The organism is Streptomyces sp. NPDC055140 (assembly GCF_053607285.1).
This window is the reverse complement of the sequence record NZ_JBSGTG010000001.1, coordinates 764,873-789,335: the sequence shown is the minus strand read 5'-3', so window position 1 is coordinate 789,335 and position 24,463 is coordinate 764,873. Positions and strand designations below refer to the sequence as shown.

The following is a 24,463-nucleotide window of genomic DNA, read 5'->3' as shown; positions in this document are numbered from 1 at the left end:
TGGCGTCAGACGAGCCAGCCGATGAAGTGGGCGAGGCCGGCGAGGATGTCGGTGATCAGGTTCATGGTGGCGCTTTCTCCTAGCGGTGTTGCATGTGTGGGACCAACTTCCCGGCCACGTATGGGACATGGGCCGGGTTCGCAATTACGGTCTGCAGCCCGTTGGTTGCGCACCGTAAGCATTGTTGGTCACCGATGTCTCATGCAATTCCTGGCGGCACGATCACCTGTTCCAGGGAACAACTGCTCCCCTGTTCGTATTTGCGAGGCCTCATGATGCCTCGTCATGCCGTGCGGAGATGCTCACGGTGCCGTCTCCGCGATGCCGCGCACCACGCCCAGCTCCACCAAGTCCTGCGGCCTGAGATGGAGTTGGTCGGCCGTCGCGTCCGTCTCGCCCGGGTCGCGCTTGAGGATCGCGGCGGCGAGTTCGGGCGCGATGACGGAGAAGTAGCTGTCCGGCGTCGCCCAGGTGTTCTCCGGCGCTGCCAGGGCGAGCGCCCCGCCCGAGCCGCCCTCGCCCACGACCAGCGTGGTGACCGGGACCGGAGACGCGGCGAGCGCCGTGAACAGGTCCGCGATGGCAGCGCCTGCCCCGGACCGCTCCGCCTCCGCGTCGTTGGCCGCGCCCGGCGTGTCCACCAGCGTCAGCACGGGCACACCGAGCCGCCCGGCTAGCCGCACCAGACGCGCCGCTGTCCGGTAGCCGGCCGGACGCGTCGCCGTGCCGAGCTGCGCGGCGTATGCGACCGTCCTGCCGTCCCGCGCGCTCTCCCCGAAACCGCACAGCACGCCGTCGTCGGTACCGCCGCAGCGGTCGCCGCCGACCGTGGCCCGGGATGTGAAGTAGGCGTCCAAGTAGGCGTCCGCGCGGGGCCGTTCGGTGGCCCGGGCGCGGCGTACGGCGTCGCGGCCCGTGGCGGGCAGATCGCCACGGCCGAGCGCGTACGGGACCGGGGCGGGGTCGTCGGACGGGCGCGTGAGCAGCCGCAGCCACCCGGCGAGGGTCCCCGCCAGGTCGTCCTGGCGCACCACCGCGTCGACGGCGCCGGCCGCGAACTGGCCGTGTGCCGAGTACGCCGCCGGGTCCGCGTCCGCCGGCCTGACCCGCGAGCCCGCGAAGCCCACCTGCGCCGACTCGAGCGCCAGGATCACATCGGCGCCCGCGCCGAGCGTCGCCCAGCCGCCGCCCGTCGTCGGGTCGCGCAGCACCGCCACCTGCGCCAGGCCGGCCTCCCGGGTGAGAGCCGACTGCCGTGCCACGCGCTGGAGTTGGACCAGCGCCCGCATGCCCTCCTGCATCCGGCTGCCGCCCGTCGCGACCAGCGGCACGACAGGGAGCCGGTGTGCGCGGGCGAACGTGTACGCGGCCTCTATGCGGTCGCCGGTGCGCTCGCCGAGCGAGCCGCCGAGGAAGCCGAACTCGAAGGAGACCAGTACGGCCCTGGTCCCGCCGACCGACGCCGTCCCGCACACGACGGACTCGGCCTCGCCGGTGCGGGCGGTGGCCCGTGCCCGCGCCGCGTCGTAGCCGTCCCAGGAGAGCGGCCCGTCGGGCGCGTACGTGCCGTCGGGGGCGGGCAGTTCGGTGAAGGTGCCCGGGTCGGTGACCGCGGCGAGGGCCTCGCGGGCGGAGAGTCTCACGGTGTCAGCCACGGGGGAGCGCCCGCTTCATGATCTTGCCCATGTCGTTGCGGGGCAGCGCCTCCAGGTAGCGCACCACGCGCGGGCGCTTGTGCGGGGCGAGACGGTCTGCGACATGGGAGGCCAACTCGTCGGCAGCCGGGGGTTGTTCGGCGTCGGCCGGGACGATCCAGGCCACGATGCGCTCGCCGAGGTCGTCGTCGGGCTCGCCGGTGACGGCGGCCTCGCTCACCCCGGGGTGCTCCAGGAGCGCGTTCTCGATCTCGCCCGCGCCGATCTTGTAGCCACCGCTCTTGATGAGGTCGGTGGCCTTGCGGCCCACGATGCGGACATAGCCGTCCGGGTCGCGGACCGCCATGTCGCCGGTGCGGAACCAGCCGCCCTCGGCGAACGCGCCGGCCGTCGCGTCGGGCCGGTTCAGGTACTCGGTGAAGAGGTTCGGGCCCCTGACCTGGATCTCGCCGACCGCCTCCGGGTCGCCGGCCGGGATCTCCGTGACGCCGTCCTCCTCCACGAGCCGCACCGAGACGCCCGGCAGCGGCACGCCGACCGTGCCCGCCCGCGCCTCGCCGTCCGCCCGCACGCTCGTGTTCATCAGGGTCTCCGTCATCCCGTACCGCTCGATGACGCGGCGGCCCGTCGCGGCGGCGATCCGCTCGTGGTCGTGCACGGGCAGCGCCGCGGAACCGGACACCAGGAGCCGCGCCCCGGACAGGGCCTTCACCAGCTCCGGCTCGGCGGGCAGTGCCTCGGCGATGCGGTGGTACATCGTCGGCACCCCGAACAGCATGGTCGCCCCGCTGCCGAGCTCGCGCGCCACACCCTCCGTGCTGAACCGGCCCAGGTGGCGCACCGATCCGCCGCGGCGCAGCGGGCCGAGGATCCCCAGGATCAGGCCGTGCACGTGGAACAGCGGCAGACCGTGCACCAGGACGTCGTCGCCGGTCCACTCCCAGGCGTCCCGGAGCGCGTCCAGGGTCGAGGTGACCGCGCGGCGCGGCAGGACCGCGCCCTTGGGCGGGCCCGTCGTGCCGGAGGTGTAGACGACGAACGCGGGCGCCGACGCGTCCGGCTCGGGCCACTCGCCGGCCGGACCCGACGCGTCCACGTCGATGGCGACGAACCGCAGGTCGTCGAGCGCGTCCGGGAGTTCGGTCCCCGGCGCGGCGAGCACGACGTCCGGGGCGCTGTCGGCCACGATGTGCGCCAGTTCGCCGCTGCCGGACTTCGGGTTGAGCGGCACGGCGGGCACGCCCGCGAGCAGCGCCGCGACGACGCCGACGGCGGTCTCCAGGGTGGGCGTCGCCCACACGGCGGCCCGGCTCGCGCCGTCGAGGCGCGCGGCCAGGGCTCCGGCCGCCGAGGCCAGCTCCCCGTAGGTGAGGGAACGGTCGCCGAAGCGCAGGGCGGGGCGGTCGGGGTCGTGGGCCAGGGCGGGGAAGAGACTGGACACGGGTGGCGCTCCTAGCGGCGGTCGACAGTGACGGCAGTGGCCAAGTGGCTGAACCAATGTGGGGGTGGCGTTGCCCGTACGTCAAGGACGCGCCAGAAGATTGGTTCAGCCACTGGGCCATTTCTTCGGTCCGCTGTTACGCTGCGGAACCCCAGGGAGGAGGGCCCCATGACCGACGCACTGCGGCCGATGACGGCCAGACCGCGCCTGTACGAGCAGGTCCTCGACCGGCTGCGCGCCTACGTCGCCGAGGGCGGCCTGCGCGCCGGTGACCGCCTCCCGCCCGAGCGCGACCTGGCCGCCCGCCTCGGCGTGAGCCGCGCCTCCGTGAAGCAGGCCATCGTCGTCCTGGAGGTCCAGGGCCTGGTGGAGGCCCGGCACGGCGGCGGCACGTACCTCATGCGCGACAGCCTCGACGCGGAGCCCGTCGAGCACATGGTGGAACGCAGGCGCCGGCTGCCCGACGTCCTGGAGGCCCGCGAGGCCCTGGAGACCAAGCTCGCCGAACTGGCCGCCGAACGCCGCACCGACGAGGACCTCGCCGCCCTGCACAAGGCGCTCGACCGCATGGCCGCCGACATCGAGGAGGGCGGCCACGGCGTCGAGGGCGACCGGCTCTTCCACGCGGCCGTCACCGCGGCCGCCCACAGCGCGCTCCTCGCCGAGTTCATGCGGTCCATCGCCGACCAGGTCACCGAGTCCCGCACCGAGTCCCTGCGCCAGCCGCGCCGCCCCGCCCGCTCCCTCGCCCAGCACCGGGCGATCCTCGAAGCGATCGAGACGGGCCGCCCCGCACAGGCCGCGGCGGCGATGCGCCGCCATGTACGGACCGTGGCGAAGGTGCGGCTCCTGGACTGGGACCCGGACGAGGGCGAGTAGCCGGTACCCGCCAGGGGGTTGTTAGCGTGCGGAGCGCTATTCGTACGACCCCACCGACGCATGGAGTTCCCGTGGCAGACGCCCCCGACGACAGCACGAGCCGGATCGCTCTGGTGACCAGCCGGCCCGGCATCGAGATCGACGGGGACCTGCCGCCGCTCGTGAAGGCGCTGAGTGAGCGGGGCGCCGAGGCCGAGACCGTGTTCTGGGACGACCCCGAGGTCGACTGGGCCTCGTTCGACCTCGCCGTCATCCGCTCCACCTGGGACTACAGCTGGCGCACCGCCGAGTTCGTCGCGTGGGCCGACCGGTGCTCGACACTCACCCGGCTCGCCAACCCGGCGGACGTCGTGCGCTGGAACACCGACAAGCGGTACCTGGGTGAACTGGCCGGACGCGGGGTGCCCGTCGTCCCCACCCGCTACTTCGCGCCGGGCGACACCCCCGAGCTGCCCGCCGACCGCGAGTACGTGATCAAGCCGACCGCGGGCGCGGGCGCCCGGCTCGCGGGCCGCTACCGGCCCGAAGAGAGCGACACCGCCCTGCGCCAGCTCGACCGCATGCACGGTGAAGGCCTCACCGCGATGGTGCAGCCCTACGTCACGAACATCGACGTCACCGGCGAGCGCGCCGTCGTCTTCTGCGGCGGACGCTTCCTGCACGCCATCCGCAAGGGCGCCGTCCTCGCCGAGGGTGTGGCCTACGACGCGCACAAGACGCCCCACCCGGCGCTGGAGCCCTGGGAGCCCACGGCCGCCGAACTCGACGTGGCGGAGCGGGCGCTGGCCGCCGTGCCGGGCGCCCCCGACCTGCTCTACGCGCGCGTCGACCTGGTCGACGGGAACGACGGGAAGCCGTGCGTCATGGAGCTGGAGCTCGTCGAACCCAACCTGTTCCTCGGCACGGTCCACCCCGGCTCCCTGCCGGTCGTCGCCGACGCGATCATCGAGGTGGCCGCCGGCGTCAGCCGCTGAGCGTCCAGCGCTGGAGCAGCCCGTAGGTGAACTCCGCCCTGACCTCCCGAAGCGTCCCCTGCGCGTCCGGCGCCGCGAAGGCGAGGCCCCAGCGCGTGGGCGCCGAGCCCTCCAGCGGGCGGGCGGGCGGGAACGCCTCGGACACCTCGTCCACGGTGCAGGACCAGGGGACGAGGTCGTCGAGGGTGCGGAGCGTGGGCGCGGGCGCGCCGGGGGCCCGGACCAGCCACTCGTTCCACACCACGCCGTTCGGGCCGGCCAGGGCCTCGAAGAGCAGACCGGGCCAGAGCGGCACTCGCCACTGGAGGGCCTCGCAGGTCAGGTCCCCGATCTGCCGGGTGACGGTCTGTTCGGGGGTGCCGAGGAGTGAGCGGTACAGGGACCGGGTGGTGAGCGGGCCCCTCACGTGGCGCCTGGCCTGGTAGCGGCGGTTCGCCTCCCGCATCTGCGCCACCGACGCGCCGAGTTCCCGGCGCGCTTCCTCCACCAGCCCCGGGTTGTGGTCCGCCATGCGGCGCAGCAGGACCAGCTGGAAGTCGGTGACCGTGAAGGGCTCACCGGTGGGGGCGGGCCCGCGTCGCGCTGACATACGGCCCATGGTCGCGCACGGCGGCCGCGCCGTCAGGGCGACATCCGATCGAGCAGCCGCTCGTGCTCGTCCTCCGGGATCTGCTCGCCCGACGAGGGCAGGAGCTGGGGGATGCCGTCGACGATCGGGTAGCGGCGCCGCAGCCGGGGGTTGTAGAGCGCCTCGCCCGACAAGAGGGCGTCCTCCTCGGGCGGGAGGAGGTGCAGCGGGCCCTTGTCGAGCGGGCAGGCCAGGATCCTCAGCAGCGGGTCATCGGGCTTCACGGTGGGCCAACTCCTTGGTGGGCGAGGGTGGTGGGGGCGGCTGGTCGTCGTGCTTCGGCATGAGGAGCAGTACGGACACGGCGAGGACCGTGCCGGTCAGGCGCAGGGCCAGGGGCACCGGCTCGCGCGGCAGTGACTCGCCGAACGCGAGCGTGCCGAGCACGGCCGTGAACAGGCACGTGACCGTCGAGCACACCGGCACGATCAGGGAGGCGCGGCACCGCTGGAGCGCCGCCTGCGACATGACGAGCCCGAACCCGCCCGTGCACAGCAGGAGATAGGGGTACGGCGAGGTCAGCAGGTGCAGCGCGGCCGCGCCGAGCCGGTCCGTGGTCAGATACCCCGCCACCCCCTTGATGGCCAGTGAGCTCACGCCGTAGAGCAGGCCCACCGCGACCCCGTACTCGACGCCGGTCGTCGGGAGGCGGTGCCGGCGGCGCGTTCTGCGCTCGGCGAGGCCGTACAGGAGGAGCCCCGCCGCGAGCGTCGGCACGCACACCCCGAGGATCAGCGCGGCGGGTGCGCCCTTGCTGACCGTGTCGCTGCCCTGGCGCAGGGAGAGTACGACCATCAGGAGCGCGGCGAGGATCGCTCCGATCGCGTACCGCTCCCGGCCCGTCGTGCGCTCCCCGAGGAGCGCCGAGGACAGGAGCAGCAGGAGGACGAGGCCGGAGACGAAGATGGCCTGTGCGGCAGCGATGGGAAGCGTTCGGTAGACCGCGAGCTGTGCCCCGAACCCGGCGGCCAGGGCCAGGGAGCCGCCGAGCCACAGGGGGCTGCCGGCGACGAGGCGCACCAGGTGGGCCGGGCGGCGCACGCTCACCTGAGGCAGCGCGGCGAGTGCCCGCTTCTCCAGGACGAACCCGGTGCTGTAGAGGACGTTCGCGAGCAGCGCCGCGCCGACGCCCCACCACATGGCGGTCATCCCGCTCACGACTTCCTGGCGTGCAGCAGGAGGATCGAGGAGAGGGACGGCGCCGCGCAGGCCAGCCGGTCCAGGGGGCGCAGCGGGCGCGGCACCCCGTGGAAGGGCGCGCCCGTGACCCGTACGACGTCGAAGCCCGCCGCGGCGACGAACGAGCGCAGCGCGCGGGCCGTGTACAGCCGCAGATGGCCCACGACCTCGCTGCCCGGGCGGCCGTGCACGGCGCGCAGGCTGACCTCGGAGAAGACGGGCTGCACCCCGGCGAGCAGCAGCGCCCGGTTGTACCAGGCGGCGAGGTTCGGCGTGGACAGCATGAGATGGCCGCCCGGGCGCAGGATCCGGCGGATCTCGTCGAGCGCGGCATCGGGGTCGACGAGGTGCTCGATCACCTCGCTGAACAGGACGGCGTCGGCGGATCCCGCCGCGAACGGCAGCCCGCTCGCGGTGAGTTCACCGCGCACCACGTCCGGGATACGGGCCCTGGCCCGCTTGAGGGCGTCCTGTGACCAGTCGACGCCGACGATGCGGTGGCCCCCGAGGAGCGGTGCCGCGGTGGCCGCGGCCTGTCCGTCGCCGCAGCCGATGTCGACGACCGTGGCGGGGAAGGGCGCGGGCCGGCCGAGCGCGGCGGCGAGCGCGCGGGCCTGGCGGTGGGAGCGCTGTTCGCCGGAGGCGACCGGGGTTGCCGGGTCCTCGTAGAAGTCCCGCAGCCCGGGCGGGGCGGACGTGGTGGTCATGGCGTCGCCTCCTGCGTCGCGTGCAGGTAGTGCTCGAACAGGTCTCGCAGCCGGTCGCCGTCGCCCGGTCCGAGCAGGGTGCGCGACCAGCGCAGGGCGAGGTGCAGCCGGCCCGCCGTGGACGCGGTCGTCACGGTCAGGCCGCGCGGCATGCGCGCGGGGGCCGAGAACCAGACGGCGCGGGCGCGGCCCGCGTCGCCGAAGTCGAGCGGGTAGGGGACGCGGCCGATGTTGCTGAGCAGCGTGGTCGACGTCCAGGGTGCGGCTGCCCTGCGCAGCCCGCGGGTGACCGCGGCGCGCCAGGCGACCGGGGCGAGCGGAGCGGTGAGGAGGGCGGCGCCGTGACCGAGCTGGGGCCGGTCGAGGGCCTTGAGCGCGCGCGTGCGGACCGAGGTGCGGTGCAGCAGGAGCGGAATGCCCGTGGAGGTCAACTCCTGTGGTTCGAAGGTGACTTCGACGAGACGGGTGCCGTTGCCGATGGGCATGTCCGCGCCCCGGGGCCGGTCGTCCACCGGCATCGTGATGCGCAGGGGGCGCGGGCGCGCGCCGTGCTCCCGGTTCCAGTGCGTGATCATCAGGGCGGTGGCGGCCATGAGCTGGTCGTTGACGGTGTACGGGGCGCCGGCGGGCCGGTGCGGCACGGGCAGGTCCGCGACCAGGAGGCCGTTGCCGGGCGGGACGGCGGGAGAGGTGTCGGGGGTGCCGGGGGCGACGCGGGCCGGCGGGGTCCACGGCGAGGGTCCGCGCAGGGCGGGCCCCGGCGCCCCCGGCGGCGCCCGGTGTGGCGCAGGCGCGCCGGGGGCGTCGTCGTGGCCCCCGTAGATCTCGGCCGCCGTCGCGAGGACGCGCAGACAGGCCGGGCCGTCCAGAGCGGTGTGGTTGATGGTGAGGAAGAGGACCGCGGCACCGTCCTTCCGCTCCCGCACCACCTCCAGACGGATCGGCGGCGACGCGGTCAGCGGCGGGGCGTGCGTCAGCGCGCGCGTCCGGGCTTCCTTGAGCGCGTCCGGTCCCGGCGGCGGGAAGGTGACCACGTCCACATCGGGGCCACGGGTCAGCTCCCACTCGTAGCGCCGCCGGTACCAGGGGCCCGCCGCCTCCCGCATCAGGATGCGCGGATGGCGGCGCAGCGCCTCGGCGAAGGCGGTCGTCAGCCGAGCGGGGTCCGGGGTGCCCGGCAGGTGGACCTCGATGTGGACGGTCTCCGGCTCCTCGTCCTGGAGACAGTGCCGGGCGACCTCGTCGACCACGGGAAACGGGACGCGCCGCGGCGCGACAGGGGCCGGCACGCTCATGCCGATCCTTCCTGCGAGGGGCCGCCGGGCGGCCGCGACGGATCGGCCGGGGTCCTCGCCGGCCTGCGGGTGGTCGCCAGCGCCGCGAACAGGGCGACCAGCGCGAGGAGTTGGGCCACCGGGCCGAAGGCGCCCGCGGACGACCGGGACGGTTCCCCGGCTCCCACCGCGGCGGCGATGCCCGCGCCCGCCATCGCCAGGAACGCGATCGGGACGAGGAGCGCGTGCCGCCGCCACGCCACGAGCGCGAGCGCCGGGACGAGCAGCGCGAGCGGACCCGCGATCACCGCGCCGACCAGGGTGAGCGCCACCGTGCCGAGCAGCAGCCCGGGCGGCGCGGCGGGCGGCGTCACATCCGTGGTCGCGGCACGCCGCCGGAAGAGGGCGATCCCGGCCAGCGCGAGCACGCCCGCGGCCCCGCCGAACAGCCCCGCCTCGTACGTCCGCGCCGGTTCGTAGCTCAGCTTCACGGTGCCGCCCGCGCCCTGGGGGACGAGGAAGCCCTGCTGCCAGCCGTCCAGGCGCAAGGGGGTCAGCTCCTTGCCGTCGAGGGTCGCCTTCCAGCCGTCGTTGACGTTCTCGTATGTCGTCAGATAGGTGGCGGGGCCGGTGCCGACGGTCACCTCCCTGCGGTCGCCGAGCCAGTCGCGGACGCGCAGGGCGCGGCCGGCGGGCGGGGTGGTGGAGGGTGCGTCGGTGCGGGTGAGGGTGGCGTCGGTGAGGCGGAGGGGGCCCTTGTCCTGTGGTGTCTCCAGGGTGTGGGTGCCGGTGGGGAGCGCCAGCGACGCGGGGGTCTGCCCGCACAGCGTCACGTCGATCGGGCGGCGCTCCACGAGGTCCCTGACCGTTCCCCTCGCGCCGGTCCGGTGGCGTGTGCCGTCGACCGTGACGTCCGGGCCCTTGCCGCACGGCAGGCTGAACTTGCGGGTGGGCGACGGCTGCGGGGTGCGGTACTGGTCGAGCGCCGGGAGGTACGCCTCCGTCAGCCCCACCGGCAGTTGCAGATCGGCGTCCGCCACCGGGTTGTGGACGGTGAGGGGAGCGGTCGCGGTGACGGTGATGTCCAGGCGGTCCGTGGTGATCGGGTCGAAGCGGGCCACGCCGTTCTCGTCGACGCCCGCCACGGCCGCCCCGTCGGGCGAGCTGATCTCGATCTTCTCGGGGCGGGTGGAGAGGCCGCCGGCGGCGGCGAGTACGACTTCTCCCACCGGCTGCTTGTCCGGCCAGCGCAGATGGATGGTGGGCCGGTCGCCCGCGATCCAGGCCGTGGTCAGGTCGCCGTCCGTGAGATTGCGCGCCGACAGGTCGCCGCCGAGCGCGGACGTGGAGTCCGCAGTGGCCGTGACGCGGCGGCGCTGATCGGGCGCCACCTCGTAGAGGAGCTTGTCGAACGCGTCGCCCGGAGCGGGCCGCGCGCTCGACCTGAGGGTGTACGTGCCGCCTTCGGCGGTCGTGAACCGGCGCCCGAGGTTCGGCTCCTCGGTGGTGGCGTGGAAACTGAACTGCTGCGCGTCCGTGGAGTCCTGGGGCAGCCGAAGCAGCCGGGTCACCTGGACGCCCGGGATGTCGACGTCCGAGAAGCCCGCGCCCGCGAGACCCGTGTGCCCCGCCTGCGCGCCCAGGATCGTGATCCGCAGCCAACTGCTTCTGCCCGCAGGCGCCTTGACGGTCTGGCGCTTGCCGTTCGGCTGAAGGGTCGAGGTGGCCGAGCCTGTTTCTGTCCGTACGCGGATCCGGGTCGGCGCGGCCCTGACTCCCTCCTGCGGCAGGGGAGTCACCTGGAGCGTGCCGGGCACGGGTGTCTTCGATGAGAAGGCGATCCGCAGCCACTGCCCGTCGGGCGTGCCCGGCGTGCCCTCCGCCCACGCCGTGTCCGGGTTCCCGTCGAACGCGTTCACCGGGTCGTACTGCGGCAGGTGGAACAGCCAGTTCCCGCTCGACGACGCCGTGACCTGCGCGGCGCCGCGCAGCACGGCGGTCGTCTGATGGCGGATCCCTTCGCCCGGCAGGATCTGCCGTGGCTTCGCCCCCGGGTCCTGCGTGCTGCCCGGGGAGTTGTGCTCGGTCGGCGTGTACGTGTACGAGGTGTTGGAGCCGACCAGACCGAAGCGGGTGTCGGCGCGGCGAAGGCCGTCACCGGCCGTACGCAGCGCGGGCGTACCGATGCCCGGGTGGTTGTCGCCGGCCAGGACGGTGGGCCTGCCGCGCATCGCCGGGTCGGCGGACAGCGGCAGGAGCGACTCGGGGCCGCCGCTGACCTCCGCCGTGCCGGAGACCGGCAGCAGGGCGGCCTGGCCGGGGCGCCGCGCGGAGCCGGGCGCGTAGATCTCCACCGCCCGCCGGCGCGGATAGAGCCCCTCGACCTGGAGCGGGGTGCCCTCGGCGATGCGCCCGCCGGTCGTGACGGGCCCGAACCCGGTGACGCGCCGGTACCCGGACTCCTCCAGGGTGCGCTTGACGGTCGCGGTCGGTACGTAGCCCAGCTGGTCGGGGTCGAGGTCGCCCCGTACGACGACGAAGTGCAGGCCCGCCCGGCTCAAGTAGTCCTGGAGGCCGGGGACTTCACCGCCGGTGGTCAGGGCCTGCTCGACGGCGTCGAGGGCGCGGCGGTTGCCGGGCGTGCCGAACGGGACGTAGTCGCGCTGCGCCCAGGGCGAGTCGGCGAGGACGTCGAGGGGCTGGTCGATGGGGGAGCCCCAGGTGTAGATGCCGTGCGCGGTGGCGGGCACGACGAGGGCGCGCGAGTCGGGCGAGTACTTCTTCAACCAGTGCGCCGTCGTGTCCCAGTACGCGGGCAGGGAGCGGAACGAACCCGGTTGCAGGATCGAGCCGTTGAGGTACGGCCAGGCGAGACCCGGCAGGATCAGCACCGCCGCCAGGAGGGGCGCGTACCGGCGGTGGCGCAGAGGGCGGGCGCCGCGCGCCTCGGCCGCGACCGCCGTCACATGCATCAGCCCGAAGGCCAGGGCGAGCCCGAGGCCGGTCTGGAACTTGTAGATGTTGCGGAACGGGACCAGGCCGCCGTTCAGCCAGGACTGCACCGTGGAGTGGAAGGGTGCGCCGAGCGCGCCGCCGTAACCCGCGAGGGTGATCAGCGCGACCGTGAGGACCGTCAGGACGAGCCAGCGGCGTTCCGGCAGATCGCGGCGGGCGAGCCCCGCGAGCCCGAAGGCCGCCGCGAGCGCCGACCCGACGACGGTCACGGCCGCCGTCGCGACCGTCCAGCCCGCCGGCAGCCAGGCCTCGCCGAAGTGCAGGTACGCCACCCAGTTCCCGGCGCCGCGCAGGGACTCGGAGGCCGACATGGTGCCGGTCGTGGTCTGCGAAGTCTCCACGTACGGAAGGAAGTTCTCGCCGTACACACCCAGGAGGAGCAGCGGCAGGATCCACCAGGCCGTCGCGAGGATCACCGACGGGGTCCACCACGCGATCAGCTTGCGGCGGCGCGGGCCCGCCGGGCGGGAGAGGAGATAGAGACCCACCGGGAGGAGGGAGGCGAGAGTGGCCGCGGCGTTCACCCCGCCCATGAACGGGATGAGGAGCGCCGAGCGCGTCGCCGCGACGCGCGCGCTCGTGCGGTCGTTCGTGAGCGGCAGCAGCACCCACGGCAGAAACGCGCCCGGCAGGGCGGCCGCCGACGTCGAGCCGACGACGATCGTGAACGCCGGCCACAGCGCGTAGGCCATCGCGCCGAGCAGCCGGGTCCGCGGGCTGCCGATCCTCAGGCGCTCCGCGAGGCGCAGGGCACCCCAGAACGCCACCGTCACGATGATCGACAGCCACAGCCGCTCGGCCAGCCACACCGGCAGATGCGTCAGCCGCGCGAGCCCGTAGTAGGGCAGCATCGGGAACGAGTAGCCCACGTACTGGTCGAAGATCCCGCCGAAGCCCGCCCGGTCGTGCCACAGGTCGCCCAGGTCCGTGAGGAACTTCCACGGGTCGAGCGCGACACCCAGCTTCGTGTCGAACGTCATGCGCCCGGGCGACACCGCCACGAACAGCACGAACAGTGTCGCCCAGAAGGCCAGCAGCCAGCGCCGCGAGCGCGGCCCCCGCCCGTGTCCTGGCCGGGAGGGGGCGGGGCGGGACGCCGCCGGGGGCGGCGCCTGGACCGTGCTCGTCATGGAGAACACCGCCGGAGGATGAGGAGGAGGTTCCAGGTGGCGAACTCGCGCACGCCCGGCACCTTCGCGACGGTCGCCGCGAGGAACGGCCAGTAGCGGGAGCGCGCGGAGACGACGGTGATGTCGTCACGGGCCCTGACCTGGCGCAGCGTCGGGCCGATGTGATGCGCGAAGAGGTTCTCGCCGAGCGTGTGCTTGGGCGGCCTGCCCGTACGCCGCTGGTAGCGGGCGTGGGCCCGGTCGGCGCCCAGGTAGTGCCAGGGCGCCCACTCGTGACCGCCCCACGGGGAGAGCCAGTTGGTGAACGAGAGATAGACGATCCCGCCGGGCCGGGTCACCCGGACCAGCTCGCTGAGGAACGTCTGCGGGTCGTCCACGTGCTCCAGGACGTTCGAGGAGAACGTGACATCGGCCGCGCCCTCCGCGAGCGGCAGCAGATAGCCGTCCGCCACGACAGCGGGCGCGGCCGGCCGCTCGCCCAGCTCCTGCGCGTCGGGCTCGAAGAGGAAGCCGTGCGCGCCGCGCCGGCGGAACTCCCGCGTGAAGTAGCCGGACCCGCCGCCCACATCGACGACGACCTTCCCCGCAACGCCTCCGCAGACCGCCTCGACCTGGTCGGCGGCGTCGCGGGCCAGCAGGGAGTAGCAGGCCTCGGGGTCCTGCTGTTCGCGCAGGAACGCGCGGAACAGGGCGAGCGAGCGGCGAAGCGACGGGTCGGGCGGGGACGTCCGTGTCGAGTGCGTCATGGCGCGGGGCTCCTCACCGCCTCGGCGGCCACGGCTCTGAACTGCCGCACCGTGTGCGCCCAGCGGAAGGTCGCGGCGCGCTCCTCGGCGGCCTTGCCCATCAGCCGGCGCCGCTGTCCGGACAGGGCCAGTGCGCACCAGGCCGCCGCGAACGACGACTCGCCCCGTGCGAGAAGACCCGTGACGCCGTCCTCGACGGAGTCGCGCAGACCCGGCACGTCGAAACCGATCGCCGGGGTCCCGCGCGCGGCGGCCTCCGTGACGACCAGGCCCCACCCCTCCACGGCGGAGGGGTGCAGCAGCAGCCACGCCTCGCACAGCAGCCGGTTCTTCTCGGCCTCGGAGACATGACCCATGAACTCGACGCCGGGGCCCGCGAGTTGTTCCAGCCGGTCCCGCTCGGGTCCGTCGCCGACGATGAGGAGCCGGCCGCCGGTGACCGGCCGCACCCGTTCCCACAGGCGCAGCAGCAGATCGATCCGCTTGTACTCGACGAGCCGGCCCATCGCGAGGAAGAGCGGCTCACGGGAGCGGTCCGCGCGAGGGCCCGGCTCCTCGACGCCGTTGTGGACGACGCGGATGCGTTCGCGTTCGACGCCGAGTGCCCGCAGCGCGGTAGCCGTCGACGGCGAGACGGCCACCAGCAGACCGCGGCGCTCGGCGCCGGACAGCGCCCAGTGCTCCAGTCGTCGCCCGAGCCGCGCGGCCGGCGCGAGCGGCCCGCCGAAGCGCATGCGCCACAGATCGGTGTGGACGTGGTTGACCAGGCGCAGCGTCGGGCCGCGGTGCCACAGCGGCGCCAGATACGGCATGCCGTTGCACACCTCCACGAGCAGGTCGCAGTCGCCGACCTGGCGGGCGAACGCGGAGCGCGCCCGCAGGTAGTGGCCGAGGTCGCCACCCGCCGACACGACGCGGTAGTCGCGGAACGCGGCGGGCCCGCCGCACAGCAGCGTCACCTCGTGGCCCAGACGGGTCAGCCCGTCGGCCAGCCGGTCGACGAGGAGTTCGGAGCCGCCCGCGGCCGGATTGCCGAGGTCGCGGTGGGCGAGGAAGACGATCCGGCGCGGCGGCGGGGGAAGCGCCGGGTGGGGACGTGCGTCGCCCGGGCGGGGCGTGCGCAGGGGGGTGGGCACGTGCTGGGGCATAGGTGCTCCAACTCGTCTCGGGGTGCGGAACTGTGTGGGGGGACTTGCGCGGAGCGTTCAGGGACGACGCCTTTGCGGACGCCGTTACGGGGAATGGCTCAGGCTGCGGAACGGGGTGCCGGGGCGGCGGTTACGAAGGAGCTGTGCCGGGGCTGTGCGGGGGCCGTGCATGAACTGTGCGGGGGGTGGGGTGGGACAGTTTTCGCCGAGCTGTTCGATGCGGCTACTCACCGAGGTGACAAATTCTCAGCTTTCCGGAGCTGACGTCTCATCACATCGTGGAGGGTTCCAGCACTGTTGGGGACGAATCGGGATTCGACGGTCCGCTCCCGCCCGTACCGCCCCGTCCGCCCCTGCCCTGTACGACGAACACGGCACCCAGTGCCGCGAGCACCAGGCCGGCCGCGCCCGCCCCGAGCGGGAGCGTCGTGCCGAGGAGCCGGAGCCGGCCGCTGTCGTCGTCGGCGAGAGCCACCTGCTGCCGCTGCGTGGCCGGGGTGAACGCGATGCGCTCGCTGTCCAGGAGCACCACCGCGTCCTTCGCCGAACCGGGCGCGCGCAGCGTCTTGCGCGGGCCGATCGCCGCGTAGACGATCCGGCCCGTCTTCGCATCGGCGACCAGTTCGATGCCGTGGTTCGCGTACCACTCCTCGGCAAGCACCTGATTCCGCTTCGGCTGTCCCACGATCGTCCCGGGCACCAGACGCGACCCGGTCTTCGTGGCGGGGACCGTGCCGGTGAAGCGGTAACCCTCGTAGCCCTGGATCTTCTTCGTGCCCCGGTAGGAGAGCGTGACCGTCGCGCCGAGCGTGTTGTCCCACCAGCGGTAGGCACGCTTCTGCACGTCGAAGGGGAACTTGAGGTAGGCCTCGCCCTCGAAGGACGGCTGCTCACCGCAGCAGTGCACCGGCGCGTTGGTCCTGCGGTCGGTGACCCAGCGCTCCAGGGTCCACTGGAGCGCGTCGTGCGGGTCCGCCGCGGGCAGCGACGCGTCGGTGTCGACGGACGTGGACACGTCCCACACCGCCCGGCCGCTCTTCTCGGACGCGGCCACATCGCCGCGCACCTGGCGCGTGACGGTGATCCTCCTGCCGTGCACGGTCCTCACCGCGCCGGTGTCGAAGTAGCTTCCGGTTCCGGTGAACACGGTCGTCGTGTCGACGTCGACGGGGGTGCGTTCGGCGCGCGGCTCGACGTACCACGCGAGCAGCGGGGCCAGGGCGAGCAGGAACGCGCCGAGACCCAGCGTGAGCAGGGAGAAAGGTGAGACTGTTCGACGCATCCGGCACTCCTGGGGGTGGGGGAGGGAGGTCTGGTGCGGGCGCAACGCGGCTAGGGCCGGTCCGGCGGATCATGCCGGTGTCGCGGACTGCGTGCGGCCACCTGAATCCGGTCTGATCCGCCGGGCAGGTCCTAGGGCCGGGAACCGTAGGCGCACCCTTGACGGAGTGTCAATGCATTGCAGACACTGGGCACTTGCCGGAACGGGGCCCGGCACGCGCTGCGCACGGGTGGGGATTCGACCTCCAGAACGAGAGGCTGACCCTGCGATGAACCGACTGCTCGCCGCCGCCCTGACCGTCGCGGTAGGTGCCGTGCTCGCCCTCGGCGCCTCCCTGGGCGTCGTCGCCCTTCTGAACGCCACCCCGGACCAGCCGAACGTGCCGCTCGTGACGTACGAGACAGCCGGCCGGGAGCGTTGAGGGGTGCCCCCCGTTCCGTCCGTCGGCCCCGCGACCCACAGTGCCGTGCGGCCCGAGCGCTCGGCCTGGCGCGATGTGCCCCGGCTCCAGGTGAAACGGTTCGCCGGGCTCGCCATGGCCGAGGCGCCCGCCCTCGCGGAGGACATCCTTCGGGAGATCCGCCGCGAATACCCCCACTTACCCCTCGTGCTCGACGAGTCCGGCGAGCCCATGGCGCTCGTCGGCATCCGCAGAGCCATCGAGGGCTTCGTGCAGCTCCAGCTCGCCGACGCGGAGGACCGGCCGCGCTCCCATCCGGCCGTCTTCCAGGAGTTCGGCCGCGGCCAGAGCCTGCACGGCCGCAGCCTCGACTCCCTCCAGGCCATGTACCGGCTCGGCGTACGCCTGGCCTGGCGCCGTCTCGCCGAACTCGGCCAGCGGGCCCTCATCCCGCCACCCGCCATGTACGAACTCGCCGAGTCGGGCTTCGAGTACCTCGACGGACTCGTCGACCAGTCCGTACGCGGCTACGCCGAGGCCGCCGCCCGGCAGGCCGGCGAACGCCTGCGCCTCCAGCGCAAACTCATCGACCTGCTGCTCACCGAGCAGACCGAGCACACCGACCACCCCGAACGCGGCGGCGCCGCCCCGCCCGACCCTGCGCGGGCCCTCGCCGAGTGGGCCGCGCGGATCGGCTGGCCCCTGCCCGGCCGGGTCTCCGTCGGAGTGCTCCTGCGCCCCGCGCGCGAGGCCGTCGCGCCCGCCGTCGGGCAGGGCGTGCTCCTCGATATGGAGACCGAGCAGCCCCGCATGGTCGTGCCCGACCCCGACGCGGCGGGCCGCCCCGAACTCCTGCGCCGCGCCATGGCCGGCTGGTCCGGCGCGATCGGCCCGCCCGTGCCGCTGCCTGACGCGGCGAAGTCCCTGCGCTGGGCCGAGGCCGCGGTCCGGCTCGTGGAGCGCGGGCTGCTCCCGGCGGGCGAGGTGCTCCACTGCACCGAACACACCCAGGCCCTCGTGCTGCTCCAGCCCGAGGAACTCATCGACGACCTGTCGCGCCGTGCGCTCGCGCCCCTCGCCCACTGCGGCCCCACCCACGCCCGCCGCATGGCCGACACCCTCCTCGCCTGGCTGGAGACGCGCGGCGGCGCACCCGAGGTGGCTGCCCGGCTCGGCGTCCACCCGCAGACCGTCCGCTACCGGCTGCGCCAGATCCGCGAGCTGTGGGGCGACGAGATCGACGACCCGGACCACCGCTTCGAGCTCGAACTGGTGCTGCGGGCAAGGCGGTTGAGGGATCTGCACGGCGGGCCGTGACCGGCCCGTCAGTCCTTCGGCCGCCGGCGGGCCTGTCGCACCTCGCGGTCGACCGCCCACGGGTCCGACACCGGGCCCAGGTGCCCGAGCTTGTCGGGGTTGATCACCAGGCGGATCGTCTGGATCTGCCCGTCGAGCACGTCGAGGATGAGGGTGTTGAGGACCCTGCCGTCCCGGTCGCGCAGGATCGCGCCCGGCTGGCCGTTCATCTCGTGCGGCTCGGACGTCACGTCGATCCGGAACATCACGGGGAAGACCGAAGCCAGCAGCCGGGCCACGTTGCTCGCGCCCGCGACGGCCCTGGCGAGCTGCGGGGCGTTACCGCCGCCGTCGCCGACCAGGGACACATCGGCGGCGAGCAGCTCTTGCAGGCCGTCGACGTCGCCCTCCCGCAGCGCGTCGAAGAACCGCGCCGCCAGTTGCTCCCGCTCCTGGCGGTCGGCCTCGAACCGGGGCCGGCCCGCGTCCATGTGGCGCCGAGCCCGCACCGCGAGCTGGCGGCACGCGGCCTCCGAGCGGTCCACGGCCGAGGCGATCTCGGGGAAGCCGAACGCGAACACCTCCCGCAGCACGAAGACCGCCCGCTCCAACGGGCTGAGCCGCTCCAGGAGCAGCAGCGCCGCCATGGACACCGAGTCGGCCAGCTCCGCCGAGCGCGCCGGATCCTCATAGGGGTCGGACAGGAGCGGCTCGGGGAACCACGGCCCGACGTAGGCCTCCCGCCGCACGCGGGCCGAGCCCAGCACGTCGATCGAGATCCGGGTGACCGTGGCCGACAGGAACGCCTTGGCCGACCTGGGCTGTGTCGTGGACGCCGCGAAGCGCAGCCACGTCTCCTGGACCGCGTCCTCGGCCTCGCCCACGCTGCCCAGGATGCGGTAGGCGATCGAGAACAGCAGCGGCCGCAGCTCTTCGAACTCCTCGAACTCCTCGACCCGTCTCACGCAAGTTCCTCCCTGGCCCCGGTGGCGGAAAGCACGCACCCGTAGATCATCACCATGCGACGGGGCCGAGGCGGTCGGTGAACGTTCCGGTCGGTCCGTCGGCGTCCGGCAGAGCGAGCCGGACGATCGAGTCGGTGCCCTCGGTCACGGTCAGGGCGCCGGTGTGACCGTTCATGTCGGTGGCGGCGAACGTGCGGTTGGCGACTTCGCCGGGAGTGACGGCGTTGAACCTGATCCCCGGGAGCGCCTGCGCGTACCGGACGGTGAGCATGTTCAGCGCCGCCTTCGACGAGCTGTAACCGAGCTCGTGGATCTTCGAGAAGGGCTGCTCCGGGTCGGTCACGGTCGCGAAGGAACCGCCGGCGCTGGACACCATCACCACGCGTGGGTTCTCCGCCGCCTGAAGCAGGGGAAGGAACGCCTGCGTGACCCTGATCGGTCCGTACACATTGGTGTCGTAGACGGAATGGATGTCGTCGGCCGTAGCGTCCGCGGGCGCGGTCCCCTTCCCCGGCGCTCCGGCGTTGTTGATGAGTGCGTCCAGCCGGTCGGTGTGCTCGCGGACGTGTCGTACGGCTGCGGCCACCGACTCGTCCGAGGTCACGTCCAGCGGGACCATCACCACGTTCGCGCCACCGGCGGCCAGCTTGTCGGCGGCCGCCCGCCCGCGGCCCTCGTCACGCGAGCCGAGGAAGACCGTCCAGCCCAGTTCCCCGAGCCGTCGGGCCGTCTCCAGGCCAAGTCCCTTGTTGGCGCCGGTGATGAGCACCGAGGTCTGTCCCGAGGTCTGCTCCGTGTTCGTCATGCCCCCTAAGACGATCAGGTCCCCTCGGCTGTGACACGCGTACGGGGCATGTGAGCACCGTCACAAGACGGCGAACCGGTGCACGGAGGCACCTCCGGGCCCATTGCCCGCTCAACACGGCTGTGAGTAGCCTATGTTCGTGATACCGACCGACTGTTGAAATTTCGAACATCAGAGAGGGGGGCCTGCCGTGGGGCGTCTCGTACCCGCCGTGACCCGGGCTCTCGACATACTCGAGCTGTTCCTGGACGGGGACGGCACCCTGTCCGCCCCGGACATCGTCCGCAAGCTCCAGCTGCCGCGCACCACCGTCCACGAGCTGGTGACGACGCTGACCGCCCGCTCCTACCTCGTGACCGTCCCGGGCGAGCCCGGCCGCTACCGCCTGGGCGTGCGCCCCTACCAGCTCGGCAGCCGGTACGCGGAGCAGCTCGACCTCGCCGCCGAGGGCCAGCAGGTCGCCCGCGAGGTCGCCGAGACCTGCGACGAGACCGTGCATGTGGCGATCCTCGAGGACACCGACGTCATCTACATCGCGAAGGTCGACAGCACCCACGCCGTGCGGATGGTCTCCGCCGCGGGGCGCCGGCTGCCCGCGCACTGCACGTCCGTCGGCAAGATGCTCCTCGCCTCCCTGCCGCAGCCCGAACTGGCGGCCCGCGTCCCCGACGACGCCGAGCTGACGGCGATGACGGAGAACAGCATCACCGACCCGGCCCTCCTGCGCGAGGCCCTCGCCGGCATCCGGGAGCGCGGCGTCGCCGTCGAGAGCCGCGAGTCCAACCCGGACGTCAGCTGCGTCGCCGCCCCCGTGCGCGACCGCTCCGGACGGGTCGTCGCCGCGCTCTCCGTGTCGGTGCCGATGATCCGCTGGAGCGCGCCCCGCGAGGACGAGCTGGCGCAGCTCGCCGTGAAGGGCGCCGCCGACCTGTCGGAGCGGCTCGGGTACCGGGGGGCCGGCCGATGAGGCCGGAGGTGGCCGTCCGCGCGGAGGCCACGCTCGGGGAGGGCCCCACCTGGGACGCGGAGGCCGGCCGCCTGATCTGGGTCGACATCCTCGGCAGCCGGGTCCACACGTACGACCCCGCGACCGGGCGCCGCACGGTCATGGCCACCGAGCAGCACGTGGGCGCCGCCAAGCCCCGGGCCGGCGGCGCGGGACTCGTCGTCAACCTCCGTGACGGCATCGGTCTGTACGGCCCCGGCGGCACCGACTTCCGGTGGCTGCACCGCGACCCCGTGCCCGGGCGGCGCGGCAACGACGCGGCGATCGCCCCGGACGGCTCGCTCTGGGCGGGCAGCATGGCGTACGACGAGACGCCGGGCGGCGGCAACCTCGTGCGGATCGCCGCCGACGGGACCGCCACCGAGATCCTCGGCGACGTCACGGTCAGCAACGGCACCGGCTGGAGCCCCGACGGCACGCTCATGTACTACGTCGACACCCCGACGCGGCGCATCGACGTCTTTGACGTCGATGGCGAACAGGCCGTGCGGCGGCGGGAGTTCGCGGTCGTCGAGGAGGGCGCGGGCCACCCCGACGGGCTGACCGTCGACGCCGACGGGTGTGTGTGGGTCGCTCTCTGGGACGGCTCGGCGCTGCGCCGCTACACCCCGTCCGGCGCGCTCGACCGCGTCGTGGAGCTGCCCGTGAAGCGCCCCACCGCCTGCGCCTTCGGCGGCGCGGATCTCACCGACCTGTACGTCACGTCGGCCCGCGTCGGCCTCGACGCCCCGTCCCCGTACGCCGGTTCGCTGCTCGTCCTGCGCGACATGGGCCATGGGCTGGCGCAACCCGCGTTCGAGGGCTGAGCCCGGAGCGAGTGCCCGGAAGGTGCGGGACCCCCACGCGGGTGGGGGTCCCGCACCTTTGTGCTGCGCAACCCATTGACGTCGCCGCATCGCGAATCTACGGTCCCGTTCGAAGTTACGAGCATCATTCGATATCTCGAACAGTAAGGGCGGGGAATGGGACGACCTGGCCTGAACCGCAGGCAACTCCTCGCCGGAATCGGCGGGTTGACCGTGGCGGGCAGCATCTACAAGTTCTTCCAGGGCATCCCCAAGGAGCTGGAGGAGGCCGCGTTCATCGACGGCGCCGGACGCTGGCGGGTCTTCTTCAGCATCGTCGTGCCGCTCGCCCGCCCCTCGCTCGCGGCGGTGGGCATCTTCACCTTCATCGCTTCGTGGAACAACTTCCTGTGGCCGTACATGGTCACCAACAACCCCGACCTGATGGCCATGCCGAACGGCATCGCGACCGTCATGAACTCGTACGGGATCCAGTGAGCCCAGCTGATGGCCGGCGGCTTGATGGCGGGCCTGCCCCTGATCGTCGTCTTCGTCTTCTTCCAGCGCCAGATCGTGGCGGGCGTGGCCCACACGGGACTGGCGGGACAGTGACCGCGCGCACAGTGGGCAGACCCCTGGCGGCCGTGGCGACCGCCCTGCTCGCCCTGCTCCCCACCACGGCGCAGGCCGACGCCGCCTACCCGGATCCGCAGGCGATCACCGGCCGGCAGATCGTGCACGACCCGACCGTCATCAAGCTCACGTCAGGCCAGTACGTGGCCTATTCGACCGGCGGTGTCATCGGTGCCCGCCTCTCGAAGGACCGCGTCCACTGGACCGACGAGGGCAACGCCTTCGCCGCGCCGCCGAGTTGGTGGTACGAGTACAACGACACCGGCGACCCGTGGGCCCCCGACATCTCCTACCGCGACGGCACGTACTGGCTCTACTACGCGGTCTCGTCCTGGGGCACGAACCACTCGGCGATCGGCGTCGCCACCTCCGCATCGGGTTTCCCGGGTACGTGGACGGACCACGGCAAGGTGTTCAGCTCCGGGACCACCGACACCTGGAACGCCATCGACCCGGCGATCGTCCGGGCCGACGGGAAACTCCGGATGAGCTTCGGCTCGTACTGGTCCGGCATCCGCATGGTCGAGCTGAACCCGCGGACCGGCAAGGCGATCGAAGGCGCGACCGTCCACCACCTGGCGACCCGCCCCGACGCCCCGTACGCGGTCGAGGGCCCGGCCGTCGTCCACCACGGCCGCTACTACTACCTCTTCGCCTCGTACGACGCGTGCTGCTCCGGCGTGAATTCCACGTACAAGATCCGGGTCGGCCGCTCGACGTCGGTCACGGGCCCGTACGTGGACGAGGACGGCACCCCGCTCCTGGAGGGTGGCGGCACGCTGCTCCTCGCCGGGCACGGCCGGTTCGTCGGCACGGGGGGCGAGTCCGTCTTCCGCGACAAGGGGCGTGACGTACTCGCGTACCACTACTACGACGCCGGCGACTCCGGCACCCCCAAGCTCGGCCTCAACGAGCTGAGCTGGGGCAAGGACGGCTGGCCGACCGTCCGCTGACTCGATCAATGTACGGAATCCCGAACCCTGAGGGAGACATGACCCGCACCGCACGCTTCGCCCTCGACCCCGCCTTCACGGTCGGCACGGTCGACCCCCGGCTCTTCGGCTCCTTCGTGGAGCACCTGGGCCGCTGTGTCTACACCGGCATCTTCGAGCCGGATCACCCCACCGCCGATGAGGCGGGCCTTCGCCAGGACGTCCTGGAGCTGGTCCGCGAGCTCGGCGTCACCGCCATCCGCTATCCCGGTGGCAACTTCGTCTCCGGCTACAAGTGGGAGGACTCGGTCGGACCCGCCGAGGAGCGCCCGCGCCGCCTCGACCTGGCCTGGCGCACGACGGAGTCGAACCGCTTCGGCCTGTCCGAGTACATCGCGTTCCTGAAGAAGGTCGGCCCGCAGGCCGAGCCGATGATGGCGGTGAACCTCGGCACGCGCGGCGTCGCGGCGGCCATCGAACTCCAGGAGTACGCCAATCACCCGGCGGGCACGGAGCTGTCGGACCGCCGCATCGCCCACGGCGACAAGGACCCCTTCGGCATCAGGCTCTGGTGCCTGGGCAATGAGATGGACGGGCCGTGGCAGACCGGCCACAAGACGGCCGAGGAGTACGGGCGGCTCGCCGCCGAGACGGCGCGTGCGATGCGCCAGATCGACAAGGACGTCGAGCTGGTCGCCTGCGGCAGTTCGGGCCAGGGCATGGACACGTTCGCCGAGTGGGAGGCGAAGGTCCTGCAGGAGACCTACGACCTGGTCGACTACATCTCGCTCCACGCGTACTACGAGGAGCACGACGGCGACCGGGACTCCTTCCTCGCGTCGGCGGTGGACATGGAGTCGTTCATCGAGAACGTCGTCGCGACGTGCGACCACGTGGGCGCGCGCCTCAAGTCGAAGAAGAAGATCAACCTCTCCTTCGACGAGTGGAACGTCTGGTACATGTCGCGCACGGACGCCGAGGTCTCCGCCCTCGACTGGCCGGAGGCCCCCCGCCTCCTGGAGGACGTCTACTCGGTCACCGACGCGGTCGTCTTCGGTTCGCTCCTGATCGCCCTGCTCCGCCACACGGACCGCGTCACGGTGGCCTGCCTGGCCCAACTCGTCAACGTCATCGCCCCGATCATGACCGAGCCCGGCGGCCCGGCCTGGCGCCAGACGACGTTCTTCCCGTTCGCGGCGGCGTCGCGGTACGGGCGCGGCGAGGTCCTCGACGTACGCGTGTCAGGACCGACGTACGACACGAAGCGCCACGGCACCGCGGACCTGCTGCACGCGACGGCCGTCCGGGCGGACGACGGAACGGTCACCGTGTTCGCGGTGAACCGCAGTCAGACGGAGTCCCTGCCACTCGAAGTGGCCCTTCATGGCATGGAGTTGGGCGAGGTCGTCGAACACTTGGTGCTCGCCGACGCCGACCCGGACGCCCGCAACACCCTCGCCGAGCCGGAGCGCGTCGCGCCGCACGCGGGTTCGGGCGCGATCCTTGAGGACGGCACGCTCAAGGCGACCCTTGAGCCGCTGTCGTGGAATGTGATCCGGCTCGGCTGATCCACGGTGTCGGCC

The 24,463-nt window shown here is 73.0% G+C and carries 21 protein-coding genes and 1 pseudogene; 9 read left to right on the top strand and 13 right to left on the bottom strand.

The features are described from left to right. Nucleotides 1-302: 302 nt before the first annotated feature. Nucleotides 303-1,655, bottom strand: a complete 1,353-nt coding sequence (locus ACWFR4_RS03690; RefSeq protein WP_453650566.1) for a carboxyl transferase domain-containing protein — start codon at nucleotides 1,653-1,655, stop codon at nucleotides 303-305. Further along, complete coding sequence (locus tag ACWFR4_RS03685) at nucleotides 1,648-3,096, bottom strand: acyl-CoA synthetase (protein WP_453650564.1); 1,449 nt, start codon at nucleotides 3,094-3,096, stop codon at nucleotides 1,648-1,650. Before ACWFR4_RS03685 ends, ACWFR4_RS03690 begins: the two co-directional genes overlap by 8 nt. A 168-nt stretch (nucleotides 3,097-3,264) precedes the next feature. On the opposite strand from ACWFR4_RS03685, the gene ACWFR4_RS03680 reads away from it, so the two are divergent. After that, nucleotides 3,265-3,975, top strand: a complete 711-nt coding sequence (locus tag ACWFR4_RS03680; protein ID WP_382997973.1) for a FadR/GntR family transcriptional regulator — start codon at nucleotides 3,265-3,267, stop codon at nucleotides 3,973-3,975. A gap of 71 nt (nucleotides 3,976-4,046) precedes the next feature. Further along, complete coding sequence (locus tag ACWFR4_RS03675; RefSeq protein WP_453457719.1) at nucleotides 4,047-4,949, top strand: ATP-grasp domain-containing protein; 903 nt, start codon at nucleotides 4,047-4,049, stop codon at nucleotides 4,947-4,949. Here the strand turns inward: ACWFR4_RS03675 and ACWFR4_RS03670 are convergent. The 9 genes from ACWFR4_RS03670 to ACWFR4_RS03630 all read right to left on the bottom strand — a co-directional run bounded on the left by ACWFR4_RS03670 (nucleotide 4,939) and on the right by ACWFR4_RS03630 (nucleotide 16,058). Continuing rightward, on the bottom strand, nucleotides 4,939-5,547 hold the full coding sequence (locus ACWFR4_RS03670) for a hypothetical protein (protein WP_453650562.1): 609 nt from the start codon (nucleotides 5,545-5,547) through the stop codon (nucleotides 4,939-4,941). The two genes, ACWFR4_RS03675 and ACWFR4_RS03670, sit on opposite strands and share 11 nt — an antisense overlap. Nucleotides 5,548-5,570: 23 nt before the next feature. Next, complete coding sequence (locus ACWFR4_RS03665) at nucleotides 5,571-5,801, bottom strand: Trm112 family protein (RefSeq protein WP_356272668.1); 231 nt, start codon at nucleotides 5,799-5,801, stop codon at nucleotides 5,571-5,573. Continuing rightward, nucleotides 5,788-6,717 carry a hypothetical protein gene (locus ACWFR4_RS03660; protein WP_382998196.1) on the bottom strand — a complete coding sequence of 310 codons (930 nt, stop codon included), beginning with the start codon at nucleotides 6,715-6,717 and terminating at the stop codon, nucleotides 5,788-5,790. The genes ACWFR4_RS03665 and ACWFR4_RS03660 overlap by 14 nt, the downstream gene beginning before the upstream one ends. Before the next feature lie 14 nt (nucleotides 6,718-6,731). Continuing rightward, nucleotides 6,732-7,463, bottom strand: a complete 732-nt coding sequence (locus ACWFR4_RS03655) for a class I SAM-dependent methyltransferase (protein ID WP_453457715.1) — start codon at nucleotides 7,461-7,463, stop codon at nucleotides 6,732-6,734. Further along, a complete protein-coding gene (locus tag ACWFR4_RS03650) occupies nucleotides 7,460-8,758 on the bottom strand; it encodes a condensation protein (protein WP_453650560.1) in 1,299 nt (432 codons plus the stop codon). Before ACWFR4_RS03650 ends, ACWFR4_RS03655 begins: the two co-directional genes overlap by 4 nt. Next, nucleotides 8,755-12,882, bottom strand: coding sequence for an alpha-(1->3)-arabinofuranosyltransferase domain-containing protein (locus ACWFR4_RS03645; RefSeq protein WP_453650558.1), 4,128 nt, complete (start codon nucleotides 12,880-12,882; stop codon nucleotides 8,755-8,757). The genes ACWFR4_RS03650 and ACWFR4_RS03645 overlap by 4 nt, the downstream gene beginning before the upstream one ends. After that, nucleotides 12,879-13,628: a class I SAM-dependent methyltransferase gene (locus ACWFR4_RS03640; protein WP_453457707.1), complete on the bottom strand. Its 750-nt coding sequence runs from the start codon at nucleotides 13,626-13,628 to the stop codon at nucleotides 12,879-12,881. The genes ACWFR4_RS03645 and ACWFR4_RS03640 overlap by 4 nt, the downstream gene beginning before the upstream one ends. Then, nucleotides 13,625-14,776, bottom strand: coding sequence for a glycosyltransferase family 4 protein (locus ACWFR4_RS03635; RefSeq protein WP_453650556.1), 1,152 nt, complete (start codon nucleotides 14,774-14,776; stop codon nucleotides 13,625-13,627). The genes ACWFR4_RS03640 and ACWFR4_RS03635 overlap by 4 nt, the downstream gene beginning before the upstream one ends. Before the next feature lie 271 nt (nucleotides 14,777-15,047). Next, nucleotides 15,048-16,058 (bottom strand): DUF3068 domain-containing protein, encoded by a 1,011-nt coding sequence (locus tag ACWFR4_RS03630; RefSeq protein ID WP_453650555.1) that lies wholly within the window; start codon nucleotides 16,056-16,058, stop codon nucleotides 15,048-15,050. Between the two features lie 268 nt (nucleotides 16,059-16,326). On the opposite strand from ACWFR4_RS03630, the gene ACWFR4_RS03625 reads away from it, so the two are divergent. Together ACWFR4_RS03625 and ACWFR4_RS03620 are read left to right on the top strand one after the other, a co-directional pair. Then, on the top strand, nucleotides 16,327-16,479 hold the full coding sequence (locus ACWFR4_RS03625; RefSeq protein ID WP_453650553.1) for a hypothetical protein: 153 nt from the start codon (nucleotides 16,327-16,329) through the stop codon (nucleotides 16,477-16,479). 3 nt (nucleotides 16,480-16,482) lie between these two features. Continuing rightward, nucleotides 16,483-17,775: a PucR family transcriptional regulator gene (locus ACWFR4_RS03620; RefSeq protein WP_453650551.1), complete on the top strand. Its 1,293-nt coding sequence runs from the start codon at nucleotides 16,483-16,485 to the stop codon at nucleotides 17,773-17,775. Nucleotides 17,776-17,783: 8 nt separating this feature from the next. Here ACWFR4_RS03620 and ACWFR4_RS03615 read toward each other — a convergent pair whose 3' ends face one another. Continuing rightward, nucleotides 17,784-18,719: an RNA polymerase sigma-70 factor gene (locus ACWFR4_RS03615; RefSeq protein ID WP_453457696.1), complete on the bottom strand. Its 936-nt coding sequence runs from the start codon at nucleotides 18,717-18,719 to the stop codon at nucleotides 17,784-17,786. A gap of 49 nt (nucleotides 18,720-18,768) precedes the next feature. Further along, nucleotides 18,769-19,524, bottom strand: a complete 756-nt coding sequence (locus ACWFR4_RS03610) for an SDR family oxidoreductase (RefSeq protein WP_453650549.1) — start codon at nucleotides 19,522-19,524, stop codon at nucleotides 18,769-18,771. 190 nt (nucleotides 19,525-19,714) lie between these two features. Between ACWFR4_RS03610 and ACWFR4_RS03605 the strand changes: the two genes are divergently transcribed. The 5 genes and pseudogenes from ACWFR4_RS03605 to arfA all read left to right on the top strand — a co-directional run bounded on the left by ACWFR4_RS03605 (nucleotide 19,715) and on the right by arfA (nucleotide 24,448). After that, on the top strand, nucleotides 19,715-20,491 hold the full coding sequence (locus tag ACWFR4_RS03605; RefSeq protein WP_453457690.1) for an IclR family transcriptional regulator: 777 nt from the start codon (nucleotides 19,715-19,717) through the stop codon (nucleotides 20,489-20,491). After that, nucleotides 20,488-21,336 (top strand): SMP-30/gluconolactonase/LRE family protein, encoded by an 849-nt coding sequence (locus ACWFR4_RS03600; protein ID WP_453650547.1) that lies wholly within the window; start codon nucleotides 20,488-20,490, stop codon nucleotides 21,334-21,336. Before ACWFR4_RS03605 ends, ACWFR4_RS03600 begins: the two co-directional genes overlap by 4 nt. Before the next feature lie 156 nt (nucleotides 21,337-21,492). Then, nucleotides 21,493-21,927, top strand: a pseudogene (locus ACWFR4_RS03595) (carbohydrate ABC transporter permease). A gap of 11 nt (nucleotides 21,928-21,938) precedes the next feature. Then, nucleotides 21,939-22,901, top strand: coding sequence for an arabinan endo-1,5-alpha-L-arabinosidase (locus ACWFR4_RS03590; protein ID WP_453457684.1), 963 nt, complete (start codon nucleotides 21,939-21,941; stop codon nucleotides 22,899-22,901). Between the two features lie 38 nt (nucleotides 22,902-22,939). Then, entirely contained in the window at nucleotides 22,940-24,448 is a 1,509-nt protein-coding gene (arfA, locus tag ACWFR4_RS03585; RefSeq protein ID WP_453650545.1) for an arabinosylfuranosidase ArfA, read from the top strand. Nucleotides 24,449-24,463 lie beyond the last annotated feature (15 nt).

Coding starts and splice junctions, on each gene's coding strand:
- ACWFR4_RS03680 (WP_382997973.1), top strand. CDS start 3,265: ATGACCGACGCACTGCGGCCGATGACGGCCAGACCGCGCCTGTACGAG.
- ACWFR4_RS03600 (WP_453650547.1), top strand. CDS start 20,488: ATGAGGCCGGAGGTGGCCGTCCGCGCGGAGGCCACGCTCGGGGAGGGC.
- ACWFR4_RS03645 (WP_453650558.1), bottom strand. CDS start 12,882: ATGACGAGCACGGTCCAGGCGCCGCCCCCGGCGGCGTCCCGCCCCGCC.
- ACWFR4_RS03660 (WP_382998196.1), bottom strand. CDS start 6,717: ATGTGGTGGGGCGTCGGCGCGGCGCTGCTCGCGAACGTCCTCTACAGC.
- ACWFR4_RS03650 (WP_453650560.1), bottom strand. CDS start 8,758: ATGAGCGTGCCGGCCCCTGTCGCGCCGCGGCGCGTCCCGTTTCCCGTG.
- arfA (WP_453650545.1), top strand. CDS start 22,940: ATGACCCGCACCGCACGCTTCGCCCTCGACCCCGCCTTCACGGTCGGC.
- ACWFR4_RS03610 (WP_453650549.1), bottom strand. CDS start 19,524: ATGACGAACACGGAGCAGACCTCGGGACAGACCTCGGTGCTCATCACC.
- ACWFR4_RS03670 (WP_453650562.1), bottom strand. CDS start 5,547: ATGGGCCGTATGTCAGCGCGACGCGGGCCCGCCCCCACCGGTGAGCCC.
- ACWFR4_RS03635 (WP_453650556.1), bottom strand. CDS start 14,776: ATGCCCCAGCACGTGCCCACCCCCCTGCGCACGCCCCGCCCGGGCGAC.
- ACWFR4_RS03655 (WP_453457715.1), bottom strand. CDS start 7,463: ATGACCACCACGTCCGCCCCGCCCGGGCTGCGGGACTTCTACGAGGAC.
- ACWFR4_RS03630 (WP_453650555.1), bottom strand. CDS start 16,058: ATGCGTCGAACAGTCTCACCTTTCTCCCTGCTCACGCTGGGTCTCGGC.
- ACWFR4_RS03640 (WP_453457707.1), bottom strand. CDS start 13,628: ATGACGCACTCGACACGGACGTCCCCGCCCGACCCGTCGCTTCGCCGC.
- ACWFR4_RS03625 (WP_453650553.1), top strand. CDS start 16,327: ATGAACCGACTGCTCGCCGCCGCCCTGACCGTCGCGGTAGGTGCCGTG.